This is a genomic window from uncultured Clostridium sp., from assembly GCF_963527835.1.
Lineage (GTDB): Bacteria > Bacillota > Clostridia > Clostridiales > Clostridiaceae > Clostridium.
Window position 1 is genome coordinate 22597 of sequence record NZ_CAURTC010000005.1, and the last position, 16708, is coordinate 39304.

At 31.0% G+C, this 16708-nt stretch carries 12 protein-coding genes and 1 pseudogene; 12 read left to right on the plus strand and 1 reads right to left on the minus strand.

The window, feature by feature from the left end; all coding sequences use genetic code 11:
• Positions 1-17: 17 nt before the first annotated feature.
• Positions 18-1361 (plus strand): NosD domain-containing protein, encoded by a 1344-nt coding sequence (locus RYM86_RS04470; protein WP_315078141.1) that lies wholly within the window; start codon positions 18-20, stop codon positions 1359-1361.
• A gap of 361 nt (positions 1362-1722) precedes the next feature.
• Positions 1723-4275, plus strand: coding sequence for a hypothetical protein (locus tag RYM86_RS04475; protein WP_315078142.1), 2553 nt, complete (start codon positions 1723-1725; stop codon positions 4273-4275).
• A 130-nt stretch (positions 4276-4405) separates the two neighbouring features.
• On the opposite strand, the pseudogene RYM86_RS04480 reads toward RYM86_RS04475, so the two are convergent.
• Positions 4406-5080 (minus strand): annotated as a pseudogene (locus RYM86_RS04480) (transposase); the annotation flags it as partial.
• A 188-nt stretch (positions 5081-5268) separates the two neighbouring features.
• Here RYM86_RS04480 and RYM86_RS04485 point away from each other — a divergent pair.
• From RYM86_RS04485 to RYM86_RS04530, 10 genes are all read left to right on the plus strand, one after another.
• Positions 5269-6255 (plus strand): LacI family DNA-binding transcriptional regulator, encoded by a 987-nt coding sequence (locus tag RYM86_RS04485; RefSeq protein WP_315078143.1) that lies wholly within the window; start codon positions 5269-5271, stop codon positions 6253-6255.
• Between the two features lie 195 nt (positions 6256-6450).
• A complete protein-coding gene (locus RYM86_RS04490) occupies positions 6451-7770 on the plus strand; it encodes an ABC transporter substrate-binding protein (RefSeq protein ID WP_315078144.1) in 1320 nt (439 codons plus the stop codon).
• Positions 7771-7910: 140 nt separating this feature from the next.
• A complete protein-coding gene (locus RYM86_RS04495) occupies positions 7911-8786 on the plus strand; it encodes a sugar ABC transporter permease (protein ID WP_315078146.1) in 876 nt (291 codons plus the stop codon).
• A 7-nt stretch (positions 8787-8793) separates the two neighbouring features.
• Positions 8794-9645, plus strand: coding sequence for a carbohydrate ABC transporter permease (locus RYM86_RS04500; protein WP_315078147.1), 852 nt, complete (start codon positions 8794-8796; stop codon positions 9643-9645).
• A gap of 68 nt (positions 9646-9713) precedes the next feature.
• Positions 9714-11057, plus strand: a complete 1344-nt coding sequence (locus RYM86_RS04505; protein WP_315078148.1) for a glycoside hydrolase family 172 protein — start codon at positions 9714-9716, stop codon at positions 11055-11057.
• 93 nt (positions 11058-11150) lie between these two features.
• The gene (locus RYM86_RS04510; protein WP_315078149.1) at positions 11151-12635 is read left to right on the plus strand and encodes a glycoside hydrolase family 32 protein; all 1485 of its coding nucleotides are present in this window, start codon (positions 11151-11153) and stop codon (positions 12633-12635) included.
• A 24-nt stretch (positions 12636-12659) separates the two neighbouring features.
• A complete protein-coding gene (locus RYM86_RS04515; protein WP_315078151.1) occupies positions 12660-13628 on the plus strand; it encodes a carbohydrate kinase in 969 nt (322 codons plus the stop codon).
• A 132-nt stretch (positions 13629-13760) separates the two neighbouring features.
• The gene (locus RYM86_RS04520; protein ID WP_315078152.1) at positions 13761-15473 is read left to right on the plus strand and encodes a methyl-accepting chemotaxis protein; all 1713 of its coding nucleotides are present in this window, start codon (positions 13761-13763) and stop codon (positions 15471-15473) included.
• Between the two features lie 180 nt (positions 15474-15653).
• Positions 15654-15836, plus strand: a complete 183-nt coding sequence (locus tag RYM86_RS04525) for a hypothetical protein (RefSeq protein ID WP_399547242.1) — start codon at positions 15654-15656, stop codon at positions 15834-15836.
• A gap of 399 nt (positions 15837-16235) precedes the next feature.
• The gene (locus tag RYM86_RS04530; RefSeq protein WP_399547244.1) at positions 16236-16640 is read left to right on the plus strand and encodes a manganese efflux pump; all 405 of its coding nucleotides are present in this window, start codon (positions 16236-16238) and stop codon (positions 16638-16640) included.
• Positions 16641-16708 lie beyond the last annotated feature (68 nt).

Below are 16708 nucleotides of genomic sequence, written 5' to 3' on the forward strand. Positions count from 1 at the left end.
GATAGGGGAATTTATTTATGGCTAGTAAAAATTATTATGACGTAACAGAGTGGCCTATCGGTAATCCGTATGAGGATATCGGAGAGGTCATCAATAGCATGATTGCAGACATTAAAAAAAGACAAGCGGACAGTGATGTGAATAAAGGCGGGAAGCCGGGTGCGGTTATCTATATTCCACCTGGTGATTATCGCCTAGTCAGTCAAGTCGTTATCGACATCAGTTTTCTTAAAATTATGGGGTCTGGACACGGGTTTACATCTTCGAGTATTCGCTTTAATGTTCCTGAGAATGAATGGGCGGATTTGCATGAATTGTGGCCGGGAGGAAGTCGCATTCTTGTCGATATTCCTTTAGAACGAAATGACGCCCAATATAAAAGAGCTGCCTTTTATGTCGAGCGAAGTGGAAATCCTCGAATAAGTTCGGTGGAGTTTTCTAACTTTTGTATCGATGGGTTACATTTTGTTGAAGATGGTTCAGATAAAACAAATCCGGAAAATACATACGTTAATGGGAAAACAGGGATTTATGTGGCAAGTGCTTGTGACTCATTTAGGATTTCAGAGATGGGGTTTGTGTACTTAGAGCACGGAATGACGATTTATCATGCAGATGCACTGACGATACATGATAATTTCATCGCTGAATGTGGTAACTGTATAGAATTACGAGGTTGGGGACAGGCTTCAAAAATAACCGATAATTTAATAGGGGCCGGTTTCAAAGGATATTCAATTTACGCTCAAAACTTTGGAGGACTTTTAATCACATCGAATAATATTTTCCCACGAGGTGAGAGCAGTATTTGTTTTGAGGATGTGACCCGTTCGAGTATCGCAAATAATAGACTTCATGCCTTTTATCCAGGAATGGTAGTATTCAAAGGAAATTGTTCGGAAAACTTGGTCGCTTCTAATCATTTCTTACGCGATCATGAACCTTGGACTCCTTTCCTAGGAATAGACAATGGGTTAGATGATCTATATGGTCTCCTTCATATTAATGGTAATCATAACTCTGTTATTGGGAATCACTTTTCTGAAGTTATTAATACTGAGAGTATTAAGCCAGTAGGAGCAACACCTGTTATCATCCGTATTGTTTCGGGTAATGAAAATTATATTTCTAATAATCATGTTGTTGCCACGGAAGTTCATGCCGAGATGAGTGATTCTTGTTTCTCTGCGCAAGTCGATGCTTTGTTGAGTACCGAAGCATCAAAGCCGCTTACTGTAACAACAGTATTGGCAGAAAAAGAATCGCTTAAAAATACGATTCTTGATTCGGGAAGTGATGCACAGGTTGTTATGGATAAGACTGTAAATGCATTCAGAGCCACTCCAACGCCAGGAGCATAAATAATCCCGAATTATTCATGACCGTTCAAAGAAAAAATATAGCCAGAAAATGGAGTGTGCTCCTGTTTCTGGCTTTCTTTAATTTTAGATTATTACATTTTATATTTTTCGAATGTAACATCGAAATATAAGAAAAAAATTAAATAGATATATTTTCTCGACCTAAAGCCCCCTATCAATCGTAGATAGGGGGCTTTTCTTATTTTTAGCACCTCAAAGCGTGATTGGTACGGGTGTTTTAAAAGTGGCAACTAGTGATAAAAATGTTTCTTTCTAAAAAAGCTTCAATTTCTCAGCCAAAATCAATTTTTTTCAGTGCTAGTAAGTAAGGGGGAAAATCAAAAACTAAAGGTGGTATTAGATGAACAGCAATGAGCACTTAGAAAAAATTTTAGAAAACCCAGTAATGCTTGAAGCATTAGAAAAAGAATTTGATGATTCATATCCATTTGAATGGAAATGGAAGGAAGAAACAAAGGTAGTTTGGGAGGAAAATAACGACCGAAAATTCCAATTTCCTTGGCAGATAATACCCATATATATAGAAGTAGAAGAAGTTTTGGAGGCTATTGATCAATTTCTTAGAAAAAATAACGCAAATGTTGCGACAATAATTCAAATGAAGAATGTGAATGAGACGAGTCAGGCTGCTCAAATTTTATCTCAAAACTTAAATATGTTTTTATTTCTTAAAAATATCTGTGAAATTAATTTTGATATAACAGAAGCAGTCACTGTTAAAATAGATCGAACAAGAAAGGATAGAATTACTTTACAGAAAGGCAGCAGCTCAAAAGTTGACTGGTTAATAAAAACAATTAATTTAACAGTCCCTAAAGATGTAAGGGCTGTACTGCAAGATGAAAGAAATATTCCAGAGAAGTTACTCAATGCTGATTCTATAGAGTTGTCTTTAGCTGCTAAAGTTGGGAGTGATGGGATTACAGAGCTTTCTAATCAAGAAAAACTCCTATACTCATATTTACCAACTGATGAAACAAAGTATTCTTTGCCAGTACTTGTTAATACAAGCTTTTTAACTGCCGCTAATCGTGAATCACTTCATGCTGATTCAAAATGGAACCAATGGCTTTTTAAAATAATTGCCATTGAAATTTTTAAGTGGATCTCAGAACTAGTGAAAACTGAGTTTAATTTTCAAGCATATCAATTAATACCTAAGGAAACCATTTCTGACGAGTTAGGGCGAAAATTTAATGAGGGAATTAGAGATGCACTAAAAAATATTCCATTTGTTATTTCTAGAGAAGGACTTTCAATTAAAATTGAAGACACAATAGTTGATTTTACGTATTTATCTGAGAAAAAATTCATAGGTGAAGATCCTATTAAGAAATTTATTGATAGGGATAGGGCAAAAGAGTTTGGTTGTTCTAAGCAATTTGCCAAGGATTCTAATTTTTTCCATAAACTTAAGGAACTAGGTTCCTCATGCTTTGAGTGGAAACATATAAAATCATTTCTATCTTCAACACATTTTACTTATTCACATACGATAGCTTATAATATTGAGCTTATAAAATATTTTAAGAGACTCTGTGAATCAGATAAGGTTAAAGATATTTCTGAAAAAGTACTTAGGGAGTTCCCATTTATTTGGGATCATAAGAATTGTATTAATTACCCTTATCAGATATGTTTTCCTACAGCAGATGATGAAAATTGGGATAATCCTAATAGTGACTTATCTTTTGTGCATAAAGAATTACAGAGTTGGCTTCTCGAAGATCCAGAAAGTAGACATTGGTTAGAAAGTTTAGGAGTAAAAGAAAAAACAGATATAACCTATATAACCCAGACTATTATACCCAATATCGATAGTTATATAACAAACCATAATGCTATACAAACAATTCGGGATTTGTTTAGTTTGTATAGAAAGGGAAATCTTAAAGAAGATTTGATAAAACAGCTATCTAGAATAAAACTTCTTACTAAAAAAGGATCCTTGTGTCCAGCCAAAGATTGTTTTCTTTCAGATTATTATAAACCAAGGCTAGAAATTGAAAAAATAATAGAGGAAGATATTTTTGTAAGTGAAACTTATTGTGTAGACACCCTTGAGAAGGATGAATGGAAACGCTTTTTTAAGATGCTTGGAGTTAATCAAGGAATTTCAGCATTATCATACCAAAATAAATATTCTAAATTGGAATTGATCAATGCTGAATTTAAATGCGAATATTTTGAAACTAAGGATAAAAAGTTTACTCCTTTTCAAACTACTTTTACAGCGGATTTTTTCAGAGATATAACAACTATGAATTATATTCAACTTACAGAAAATAGCCCTAAGTTTGCTTTTAAATTTTGGGCTGATTATATTGAAAACTATTCGCCAAGTATTATTAAAGCACCAGCAATTGCATATTGGGGGCATGAGAATAGACCTGGACGGACAAACGGTAATGAAGTCGAAAACTTTGTTCCATGGTTTGTTAAAAACATACAATGTATTCCTACTCTTTCAGGAAAATGTGAAACTGTAGCCTCTGTACTTATTAACACAGAAGAAATAAAAGCTGTTGCTGGGAAGTATTTACCTGTATTCAATGGCCCTGAATTATCTCCAGATTGGAAAGCTTTCTTTAATTTTCGAACAAGCTTAGAATTGCCAGACTACTTAGAATTATTCAGTAAAATATCATTAGATATCGACGACAAAGGAATCATAAAGAATGACACGTACAAAAAAATTCAATCTATTTACTCCGCGTTATTAGCTCAATGTGCTAATTGGAGTACTGATGAAATTTCAAAAGTTGAAGAATGGGCAGATACTGGATTTTTGTTAAATACGAAAAATAAATTTACAGAATGCAATACTCTCAAATATTTCTTAGATGGTCAACGAAGTTATTTTTCAAGATCAGTATTGTTTTATAATGATTAGTGCTGAAAACAGACAAAATCCTAACCTAGAAAAATTATTAAAGTACTTTAAAGTAAAATTATTGAGACAAAATGAATTTGAGCTAGTCCACACTCAAGAAGAAGTTTGTTTAGGTTTGAAAAGCCAATTAAAGCTTATTATTCCATATTTTAAAATATGGATTGAAAATGAAGATAGTGATGCTAATCATTTGTTGGATGGCCGGATTTGCAAAAGCATGCGAAGGCATAGAACCATAGGCAGCTTTATAAGGATCATAGGAATCATCTAAACCGCATGCCTTCTTAAAATTTTTAAGCTGTTTGATAATACGATTAGCATATTTAGGATTATTTTCAGTGACAAAAGCTTCAATGCCTGAAGTATCAAAAATAGTCATAGAAGCAAGATTAGCATCAATTTGTTGGCATATCGGTTCAGTCATATCAACAAGATTGTCGAACATAGATTGTAAGTCCAAAAGGAAGTCTTGTTTAAAACGAGTAAACTTAGAGGAATCAGGAACTTTTAAAAAGCCACAGAAGTCTCTTAGTTCTTGTGAATATTTAAGAAAAATAATTAAAAGAGCATCTGTAGGAATGGAAACAATACGTTGTAAAATTAAAGCACTAATCATAGCATAAAGCTGATATTTTCGCGGCCTTCCCGTGGAAGCGTAAAAATGGTTAATGAAAGAAGCAGGAACTAAATCATCAAGATCAATAGTATTTTGGAGTAAAGAAAGAAACTGGTATTTGTCGTTTTCAAATTTTTCTTTGCAATCAGAAAAAGTATCTGCCAAAGAAAGCTGTTTATATGTTATCATATGTATATGGTGATTTTGTTACTTGAACAATTCAATTTTACCATAAATCAGTGAAGAGTTATTTTATTTTGCAAAAAAATATCCCGCATTTATGCGGGTTGCGGCGTTTCGCAAACGCCTAAGTTGTATATAGATAGAAAGGAGGATTTAAGGAATTTTAGTATTAGAAAATAGAAGGAGATTATGGAATGGCTAGTATAAGAGATGTAGCGAAAAGAGCAAATGTAAGTCCAGCTAGTGTTTCTAGAGCATTGAATGGAAGTGGATATGTTTCGGAGGAGGCTAAGTCTAAAATAATTAAGGCCATGATTGAGCTGGATTATACTCCAAATGAATTAGCAAGAAATCTATTTCATAAAAAAACAAAGATTATTGCAGTATTAGTCCCAGATATTGCACATCCATTTTTTTCAGAGTTTGTAAAACATGTAGAAGCTGAATTATATGAATATGGGTATAAAACCATGATCTGTGACACGGTAAAGGAACAGAACTATGAAGTGGAATATCTTGATATGTTGAAAAGACATATTGTAGATGGAATCATTACTGGTGTACACTCATTATCGGTAGAAGAGTATTTAAAAATAGAAAAACCAATAGTTGCATTAGATAGGTATCTTGGAGAATCTATACCAGTGATTGGCGTTGATCACAAAAAGGGTGGAGCATTAGCAGCTGAAAAATTGATTTCATGTGGTTGTAAAGAAGTGGTTCAATTTCAAGGTTCACGTGCAGTAAAAACACCTTCACATGAAAGACATGAGGAATTTGCGAGAATATTACAAGAAAATAATATTTTAGTTCACTCATATGAATTGAAATGGAATATATTTGACAATATATATTTTGAAAAAGTAGTTCATGATATTTTTGAAAAATATCCTGATGTTGATGGGATGTTCGGAGCAGATTTATTAGCGATTTTTTATCTAAAAGAAGCATTAAAACATAATAAGAAAGTACCAGAAGATATTAAAATAATAGCATATGACGGAACATATGTAACAAAATTAATGAATCCTAGCATTACAGCAATAGTGCAACCAATTGACAAGCTTGCAAAAGAAAGTGTTAGATTAATCTTAAAGCTAGCTAATGGAAAGTTATACAAAAATAAAAGGGTTGTTTTAGATGTACAACTATACGAAGGAGAAACAACTTTAAAGTATTGACTTATTAAAGTTATGTAGTATAATAAAGATGAAAACGATATTAAAGCTAGGAAACAGGTTCCATAAAATCTATGTATAAAAGATTTTTTATTTAAATCATATGAAACGGGTCTCATATCATGTAGATTCATTTCTGAAATGAATCTACATGAATTTTAGATTATGTGGAACGCGTTCCATGAAAGGGGAGTATTTATGAAAAGAGTCAAAAAATTATTATCAGTAGTAGCGGTGCTATCAACTACAATGTCTTTCTTAGTAGGATGTGGCAGCAGCTCAAATTCAGGTAAAACTGATTCATCAAGCAATAAGGAGGTAACAATTACATTAGGTATGCATGTAGCCAATGTAGAAAAACAAGAACCAGTAACTTATTCAATTATACAAGAATTTATGAAGCAAAATCCAAATGTTAAAATCAATATACAGGGAAGCGACAAAGACGAACATGTGAAAAAGATGAAAATGTTAGCACAATCAGGTGAATTACCAGATGTTTTCTGGATGGATTCTAGTGTGGCGCCACAACTAAATGAAGCAGGGCTATTATTAGATTTAAATGAGTTTCTAAATGCAAATCCAGATGTATCAAAAGCAATTCCAGATAATATGAAGGAAGCATCAAAAGTTAATAATGTTCAATATGGTTTACCTTATCAATCTTTAGTTACAGGTATTTGGTATAATAAGGCTATTTTTAATCAGTATGGTGTAAACGTTCCTAAGAATGGAACAACTTATGAAGAATTATTAGCAGATGCTAAGAAGTTTAATGAAAACGGTATAATACCTATTGCAAAAGGAGCAAAAGATCCATACAGTGTTTGGGCATTCTTAATTGGATTTGAAAGATATGGATATTTCGATAAGATTGATAATATTTTAGCAGGGAAAGAAAAATTCAATAATGCTGAATTTGTTAAGTACTTCAGTAAGCTACAAGAATTAGGTAAGAATGGAACATTTCCAAGTAATATGTCAACTATGACTTACTTCCAAGCAAAAGAACAATTTGATGGTCAAAAAGCAGCAATGTTTGATTCTGGTATGTGGGATGCAGCAGAGATAGATACTGCTCTCGGAGAAAATGCAGGTTTTTGGTGGGGACCTACGTTTAGTGATACTACTTCTAAACAGACAGTTAAAATGAAAGTTTCTTCAGCACCAATTTGTGTAAGTAAGAAAGTCGAAGACGATAAAGTTAAAAAAGATGCAGTTTATAAATTCTTAGCATTCTATTATGGTAAAGATGCAGCAAAGATCTCATATGAAGGTTCTGTTGTTCCGTGTACAAATTATAAAGTTGATGTTGATATGAGTAAAAAGCCAGCCTTTGCAGCAATAATGAAAGCTTTAGAAGACGATTCGTGGACAAGTCCTAAAGCACAACCAGATTTAGTATTAAATGAAGCAGTGCAAGCACAATTATATGATTCTATGTATGGAACAATGAGTGGAAATTATACCCCAGAAGAAGCTCTAAATAAAATCGATGACGTTTTAAAACATCAATAAGACTTTAAGTTATATAGAGTTTCTTAATAAGGATTTAAATATAATTCACTCTCTTATAATTCTCTTTAATATAAAAATAATTTAATAGATTTTGAATTATATAAAATAACGTAGACATAAAATAAAAAGGGGGATACGAAATGTACTGGCTCAGTAAGAAAAGATATATGTTATTAATGCTTATACCAACACTGGTAATTTATATTGTTTATATGGTAGCACCTATAGCAATAGCAGTTGGATACAGTTTTACAAAGTATACAGGAATCGGAAAAGCTAAATTTGTAGGTTTAAATAATTATACAAGATTATTTAATGATTCAACATTTATAATCTCTTTGAAAAACACATTTATTATATTTGTAGTAGTATTCATATTACTAATGGTCGGCTCGTTTCTAGTAGCTTTACTAATAAATAAAAAATTGCGTTTCAACGGAACAGCAAAAGCATTCATTTTTTCACCAGCAATTATTGCACCTATTATAGTAGGTATAATATGGGTATTTATCTTTGATCCAAAGATAGGTTTGATTAATTCATTATTGGATATGCTAGGATTAGAAATTTTTAAACAAACTTGGATTGGTGGTGATACATTAACTCCATATTCTGTAGCATTCATTTATTTTTGGCAACAACTCGGGTACTTAGCTACTATATTTGTTGCAGGCTTAAAGATGATTCCAGAAGAAATTTTTGAAGCCGCACATGTTGATGGCGCAAAGTCATGGCAACGATTAATATATGTAACAATTCCTATGATGAAAACTACAATGTCAACTGTTGCAATCTTAATTATAACAGGGACATTTAAGATATTTGAAGTCGTACAACAATTAACTAATGGTGGACCAAATCATATGTCTGAAACACTAGTTACATATAGTTATTCAACAACATTTTCAAATGGGGAATATGGGTATGGTATGTCAATGGCAACAGTTACGTTTATTATATCATTAATTATTACAGGAATCTATTCGGTACTATCTAGAGAGAAGAAACAGGGGTGAAAAATGTATGGAAGAAAAGGTAAAAATAAGAACAAAATCACAAACTAAGATAATTGACTATTCATTATTAATAATTGTAACCTTGTTAGTTATAATACCATTCTTGTGGATGTTATTATTATCATTTAAATCTAATGCTGAAATCTTCGGAAGTGCACTCAGTATTCCTAAAAGTTTAAATTTTGACAATTATAAAAGAGCACTAGAGACATTGAACTTTGTTCAGCTTTATAAAAATACATTCTTTATTGTATTTGTAACTATGACTATTGAATTAAGTATTACTTTTGCAAGTTCATTTGTATTATCAAGAATGATATTTAAGAATAACAAGTTAAAAACTTTAATATATAGCTTTTTGATTATAGGATTAACAATTTCACCATTCATTTTATTGTTTCCTGTATATAAAATTAATACTATTTTAAACCTAAAAGAACAAGCAGGATTAATATTACCTTATGTAGCCAGTTCTATATCATTTAATACTTTATTATTTGTAGGTTATTTAAAGCAGCTTCCAAGCGAAATTGATGAGGCAGCTGTAATAGATGGATGTAATTTATGGCAATTAATTACTAAAATAATCATACCAATGGCAAAGCCTGTAATAGCTACAGTTGTAATTTTTAATGTTCTATACATTTGGAATGAATTCCCTTTTGCATCAATAATCTTAAAAGATCCAAATAATTATACATTATCATTAGGTGCATCATTCTTTAAAGGAAAGTATAACATTGACTATGCAGGAATAATTGCTTCCAGCATTATGATGATAATTCCTCAATTAGTATTCTACGGAATATTCCAAAAGAATATAGTTGATGGTATGACAGCAGGAGCTGTAAAAGGATAATAACATAGATAAAATTATATTTTAATAATATATATAATAAAATTTCAAAATAAAAGGAGAAGTAAAAAATGAGTAACATTTCAGGATTATTTAAGGATTTAACAAAAGTAAAAAAGGCTAGAAATGGCAGATTGACAAGTTGGGATCAGAGTGGCAGAAATCAAGATTATTGGGAAATTCCAGCTGGGGAAAGTATAACATTGGGGGAAATAGAGGGACCAGGGTGCATTACTCATATATGGATGACGTCTTCATGTCGTAAGGTTAAAGCTCCAAGTATTTTAGATCCTAAGTTAAATGCAACAGCGGCTCCAGTTATGGAAATACATCCAGCATTAGGAGTCATTTGGGATGACTATGATCCATTTTATTATAGAAAGGCATTAATTAAGATCACATGGGATGATCAAGATACCCCTAGTGTATTAGTTCCATTTGGAGATTTCTTCTGTATTGGAAACTCTTATCCAGGTAATTTTTCATCATTACCATTTAATGTTTCATTAAAACCAGAAGAAGCAGGAAGATATGGAGCACCTTGTTCAGTATCATGTTACTTTCCAATGCCATTCAATAAAAAAGCAAAGATTGAAATTGTAAATGAAAATGAGATTCCATTTATTTTATATTTTAACATTGATTATGAAATGTATAAAGAACCTTTAGATGAAGATACAGCTTATTTTCATGCATCTTGGAGAAGAGAAAATCCATGTGACGGATGGGGACCAGATATACAAGTAAACTCACCAGAAGTTAATGGAGTATCTAATCTAAAAGGAGAGGGCAACTATGTTGTTTTAGAAACAGAAGGAACAGGACATTATGTAGGATGTAATTTAACAGTTAAGCATTTCCAAGGAAGCTGGTGGGGTGAAGGAAATGATATGCTTTTCATTGATGGAGAAGAATATCCAAGTTTAAATGGAACAGGAACAGAAGATTATTTTAACCATGCATGGGGTATGCAAAGAAATGCTTTCCCATTCTTTGGAACAATAGTACATGAAGGGGATACAGATGGATTCCAAGTATCATATAGATTCCATTTAACAGACCCCGTACGTTTTGAAAAGAGTCTAAAAGTAACAATTGAACATGGTCATGCTAATCATTTAGCAGATGATTGGAGTTCAACAGCTTATTGGTATCAAACATTACCAACTTCAAAACCATTAACTATTTTACCAGTAGAAGATAGATTGCCAGTTGTTCCTAAATTAGTTATTCCAGAAAGAGTTCCAGTTGAACTAAATGAAGAAATGAAAGCAGCTCATGAAAGCTATAACAAACGTTGGACAGAATATGAACCAGCTAGAGAAGAACAATTTAGAATTAAAGAAAATAAAGCTAGAAAAGAATCAAAATTAAATACTGAATTTGCTAAGAAGCTAAGAGATGATTATAAATAATAACAGATAATTTATAAAAAATAATAATTTGAAAATCGTCAAGGCACACTACTTATATATGTGATTGACGATTTTTTTTAGGAGGTAGAATCAATGTCAGTAGAACTATTCAACGAAAATATTGAAAAAGCTCAGGCAGAAATTAATGAAAAAAAGAAACTCATAGAAAACGCAAAACTGAGACAGCGATATCACTTTATGGCAGAAGAAGGGTGGATTAATGATCCTAATGGTCTTATATATTTTAAAGATAAATATCATTATTTTTACCAATACAATCCATTTAACTCTTATTGGGGAGAAATGCATTGGGGACATGCTATAAGTGATGACATGGTTAATTGGGAGTACTTGCCAATAGCATTGGCACCAAGTGAGCACTATGATCATCACAAGGAAGGGGGATGTTTTTCAGGAAGTTCAATTGAGCATGAAGGTGTATTATATGTATTATATACGGGGACAACAAATTATGGTAATGGATTTATACAAACTCAATGTTTAGCATATAGTGAAGATGGAGTACACTTTGAAAAGTATGAAAAAAACCCAATAATAACAGCACCAGAAGGATATGAACAGGCTAATTTTAGAGATCCTAAAGTGTGGAAACATGGAGATCATTTCTACTTAATTTGCGGAGCGAAAAAAGATAATTTAGCAAAAGCGTTACTATATAAATCTAGTAATTTAAAAGAATGGGAATTTGTTAATGTATTAGCTGAAAGTCGTGGAGAATTAGGATACATGTGGGAGTGTCCAGATTTCTATTCATTAGGAGATAAACATGTTTTAATGTTTTCACCAATGGGATTACATGAGCGTACCACTGTATATTTGGTAGGAGATATGAATTATGAGACAGGAAAATTTGATTATCATACTACAGGCGAAATAGATTGGGGATTTGATTATTATGCACCGCAATCATTCTTAGATCATAAAGGTAGAAGATTAATTGTTGGATGGGCAAATGCCTGGGATTGGATGCCTTGGTGGAAAGATTGGGGTCCAACATTTAAGGAAAATTGGTGTGGTTCATTTGGAATTCCAAGAGAAGTAAAATTATGCGATGATAATACTCTACAATTTATACCAGTTGAAGAGTTTCAATTACTTCGCTTCGATGAGAAAAAAATTGAAAATGTTGAGATAGGTAATAACAAGTATGAAGTAACAGCTGGAGATGGTGTTGCTTACGAAATAAAAATGGAAATTGATTTGAGAAAGACAACTGCAGAAAGTTTTTCATTACTTTTAAGGTGTTCTGAAAATAAGGAAACAGTGATTAATTTTAATCTAAAAAAATCAGAATTAACATTTGACAGAAATAATTCAGACGGTTGGAGCAAAGGAATTTCAAGAAGCATAATTAAGCATAAAAATAAGGATACATTAGATATACACATTTATTCAGATCAAAGTTCTATCGAAATTTTCACTTGTAATTATCAAATAATTCATTCTTGTAATGTATTTGCTGGAAATGAGCAAAATAAAAATTATATTGTAAGTAAAAATGGTGAATTGTCTATCAATTCATTAATTACTTGGGGAATGAAAACTTCTATGAAATAATTAAATATGAAAGGAGCTGGGAAAATGTGTACAAGCAAAGAATTTGACGTTGTAGCTTTAGGAGAGTTGCTTATTGATTTTACATCAAATGGATTAAGTAATCAAGGAAACATTTTATTTGAAGCAAATCCAGGTGGTGCTCCATGTAATGTGCTAACAATTCTAAATAAGCTAGGAAAGAAAACTTCCTTTATAGGTAAAGTAGGTAAAGACCAATTTGGATTATTATTAAATGACACCATAAAGCAAGTTGGAATAAATACTGATAATTTGGTACTTGATGAGGAAGTAAATACAACTCTCGCATTTGTTCATACTGCAGAAGATGGAGATAGAAGTTTCTCATTTTATAGAGAAAAAGGTGCAGATATGATGCTTAGAGAAGATGAAATAAAAGAAGATATATTTAAAAAATCAAAAATATTTCATTTTGGAACTTTGTCGATGACAAATGAAGGAGTAAGAAATGCAACTAAAAAAGCTTTGAAATTTGCAAAAGAAAATAATTTATTAATTTCTTTTGACCCCAATTTAAGACCACCATTATGGAAATCACTTGATGAAGCTAAAGAACAAATAATGTATGGTTTGGAATATTGTGATATTTTAAAAATAGCAGATGAAGAATTAGAATTTGTAACTAGATTAAAAGATATAGATGAAGGCGTAAAATACCTTAGAAATAAATATAATATAAAGTTAGTTCTAGTTACGATGGGCAAGAATGGTAGTAAAGCATATTATAAAGAAATTGTTGCAGAAAAGAAAGGATTTCTACAAAGAAATACAGTAGATACAACAGGTGCAGGAGATACATTTTGTGGGTCTATCTTAAATTACATTTTAGAGAATGATTTGGAAAGGCTATCACAAGAGAATTTAGAAGAAATGCTTATTTTTGCAAATGCAGCAGCATCATTAATAACTACTAAAAAAGGTGCTATTAAATCTATGCCCGAAAAATATGAAATATTAAAATTAATAGAAAATTAGAGCTTTAATAATTTATAAAGTAAAATAATTTAAAATCTAAGATGTTAAATTAATATCTTAGATTTTAAGCATTTCTTTTATTAAAATGTGAGTTCTTTTATAAAGGGATAGTTTTTCAGAGGAGGAATTGGTGTGTATAATAATTTAAAACACCTTATCAAAAATCATTCTATTCACGATAAGTTGAAGATGACGCTTGAAATGATTTTTGTACTTAATTTTTTTCTTATGATAATAGTGATATCTGTTGTATTATTTATATCTTCTAGAACAAATTCATTATATGAAAAACCATATAAAATTACCCAAACTATCTCAGATATTAGGATTAACCTGCAAACAATAAATATGAATATGTATAGGGCAATAGCAGAGACAGAGCCAAAAAGTAGAAGTATTTATTTAGATTTAGCAGATAAAGAAAACGAAAAGTTGATGAATAATGTAGAGATACTAAAATTAAAATTTAATGAAGATCCAATATTATTGAATGAATTTATATCAAGCTTGAAAAGCACTGAAGATAATAGAAAAAAATTAAGTGATTTATTAAAATCTAATGTCAGCATTTCAGTTATGAAGGTAAGTCAAGATACATATTCAGTACTAACTTTAAAGACTCAGAATTCAATAATAAAGATATTTGATATATCCGAAAATAATGCTAAATTATTTGTGAATAGTTCTAATATGTATAGAAACATGTCTATTGGATTTATCGTTCTTATAATGATTATTCTAATGCTAGTATCGTTTCTATTAATTAAAACATTAGAAAGTGTTTTAATTGAAGGAATTAATCATATTAAGGAAATAGCAAAAAACTTATCGTCTGGAAAGCTTAAAATAGATACTACGTATAATTCAGCAGATGAGATGGGAGAAATGTCTAGAGATTTAACCGATGCTATTGAAAGATTGGTAACTTATATTAGTGATATAACATATACGCTAGAAAAAATATCAAGTGGAGTTTTAGATATACATTTGGATTCATCAATTGAATACATTGGCGATTTTTCTCCCATACAAAAGTCTCTTAATAATATTATCAATTCATTAGATACTATTTTTTTTAACATGAAACAATCGATCTCTACGATTTCTAACAGATCAGAACAGTTATCTTTAGTTACTAAAATGCTCTCTGAAGGATCTACAAATCAAGCTGGAGCAGTTCAGGAACTTTTTGCTAGTTTTAACGAAATATTAGATCAAGTCAAAAAGAATACTGAAAATGCTGAAAAGGTTAATGAATTTTCAAATGATACAAAGATAATTGTAAAAGAAGGAAATGATAAAATGCTAAAATTAGTGAAATCAATGTATGAAATAAGTAGTGCTTCAAAGAAAATAGCTGAAATTATAAATACAATAGAGGAAATTGCATCTCAAACTAATCTTTTAGCTTTAAATGCGGCGATTGAAGCAGCGAGAGCTGGTGAGTTTGGGAAAGGTTTTGCAGTCGTTGCAGAAGAAGTTCGGCAGCTTGCAGAAAAATCTGCTGAAGCAGTAAATAATGTTACAAAAATTGTAGGAAATTCCTTATTGTTAGTAAGTAATGGAGAAAGTTTAGTTAAGGAAACTGCAACTTCATTGGGAATTATAGTTAGAAATGTAGATCATACAGCAAACTTAATTAATGCAATAACTGTTGCATCTGAGAATCAAGCTGAAGCTATTGCACAAATGACTACTGGAGTTAATCAAATATCTCAAGTGATTCAAACAAATTCAGCAACAGCAGAAGAACTAGCTGTATCTACTCAGGAATTATCAGTTCAAACTCAGCGCATAGAAACAGAGGTGAAAAAATATAACTTAAAAAGTATCCAGTATAAATAGATACTTTTTATACTAGATGCTTCTTAATTATGGAAAGTAAATTTTGGAGAGCTTTCTAGATAATTTTTATATTACAATTAGAAAGGAAAGTAGAATGTTAACACTGTTTTTAGTAATATTTATTTAGTTTTTATTGGACTTGGACTACCAGATTCTTTATTGGGTTCATCATGGCCCGCAATGCATACTGATTTGTCAATACCAATGTCCGATGCTGGAATTATTTCAATGATTATTTCAGGTGGAACAATTATTTCAAGTCTATTTAGTGATAGGATAATCAATTACTTTGGTACCGGAAAAATAACAGTTGTTAGTGTAACTATGACGGCAATAGCTTTACTTGGGTTCTCAGTTAATTAAGGATTAGATGAAGATTTTTGTTTAAATCCCAAAGTTGAGTTTTATAACAAGTAAATGGAAGTATCATCTAAAAGCGCAACTAAAACTGCGCAATTACTTGTGAGCACAATTCAATGAACCTGTTGTTTAAATCAAGAGCATTAAATTAAAATAAACTAAATAATTTATTAAATGAAAGGAAATAGCGCAATGGATTGTACATACTTAATATTAATTGCAATGGCGAATAATATCGATAATATAAGTGTTCGAATATCCTATTCCATTAGGGGAGTAAAAATATCAACTTTGAAAAATTTATGGATTGCTATTATTACTTTTTCTGTCTCTTTTCTTTCAGGCTTTTTTTGAAAAGTTATATCAGGATTTTTAAATCAACATATTTCATCTATAATAAGCATGCTACTACTTGTTTCAATAGGCATATTGACCATAACTGGATTATACTTTAATAAAGAAGTTACTTTTCAATATGGAACTGACACTATAGGTAAGAATAATTTCTTTAAGATTGTAAACCAATCAGAAAAAGTAAATATTAATAATTATAAAAATATAGATTATAAAGAAGCTACGTTGCTTGGAATAGCTCTCTCAATTAACAATATTGGTGGGTGCTTAAGTTCAGGGATGTTGGGATTAAATTCATTCTTGATTGCATTTTTTTCAGCATTAATAAGCTTTTTGGTACTATGGATAGGAAACTATATTACGGCTTTCTTTAATAAGTTTAATTTAGGAAATAAAGCAATTATAGCAGCTGGAGTAATGTTGATTGTAATTGGTTTAAAACAAGTTATATAATTTGGAAAGAACCATTTAATGGATTTAATAGTGACTAAATTGAATTTAATAATTTGGTCACTTCTAAA

Bases quoted from the DNA above. Each gene is read 5' to 3' on its own strand.
- RYM86_RS04470 (WP_315078141.1), top strand. From the start codon at position 18: ATGGCTAGTAAAAATTATTATGACGTAACAGAGTGGCCTATCGGTAAT.
- RYM86_RS04475 (WP_315078142.1), top strand. From the start codon at position 1,723: ATGAACAGCAATGAGCACTTAGAAAAAATTTTAGAAAACCCAGTAATG.
- RYM86_RS04485 (WP_315078143.1), top strand. From the start codon at position 5,269: ATGGCTAGTATAAGAGATGTAGCGAAAAGAGCAAATGTAAGTCCAGCT.
- RYM86_RS04490 (WP_315078144.1), top strand. From the start codon at position 6,451: ATGAAAAGAGTCAAAAAATTATTATCAGTAGTAGCGGTGCTATCAACT.
- RYM86_RS04495 (WP_315078146.1), top strand. From the start codon at position 7,911: ATGTACTGGCTCAGTAAGAAAAGATATATGTTATTAATGCTTATACCA.
- RYM86_RS04500 (WP_315078147.1), top strand. From the start codon at position 8,794: ATGGAAGAAAAGGTAAAAATAAGAACAAAATCACAAACTAAGATAATT.
- RYM86_RS04505 (WP_315078148.1), top strand. From the start codon at position 9,714: ATGAGTAACATTTCAGGATTATTTAAGGATTTAACAAAAGTAAAAAAG.
- RYM86_RS04510 (WP_315078149.1), top strand. From the start codon at position 11,151: ATGTCAGTAGAACTATTCAACGAAAATATTGAAAAAGCTCAGGCAGAA.
- RYM86_RS04515 (WP_315078151.1), top strand. From the start codon at position 12,660: ATGTGTACAAGCAAAGAATTTGACGTTGTAGCTTTAGGAGAGTTGCTT.
- RYM86_RS04525 (WP_399547242.1), top strand. From the start codon at position 15,654: ATGCATACTGATTTGTCAATACCAATGTCCGATGCTGGAATTATTTCA.
- RYM86_RS04530 (WP_399547244.1), top strand. From the start codon at position 16,236: ATGCTACTACTTGTTTCAATAGGCATATTGACCATAACTGGATTATAC.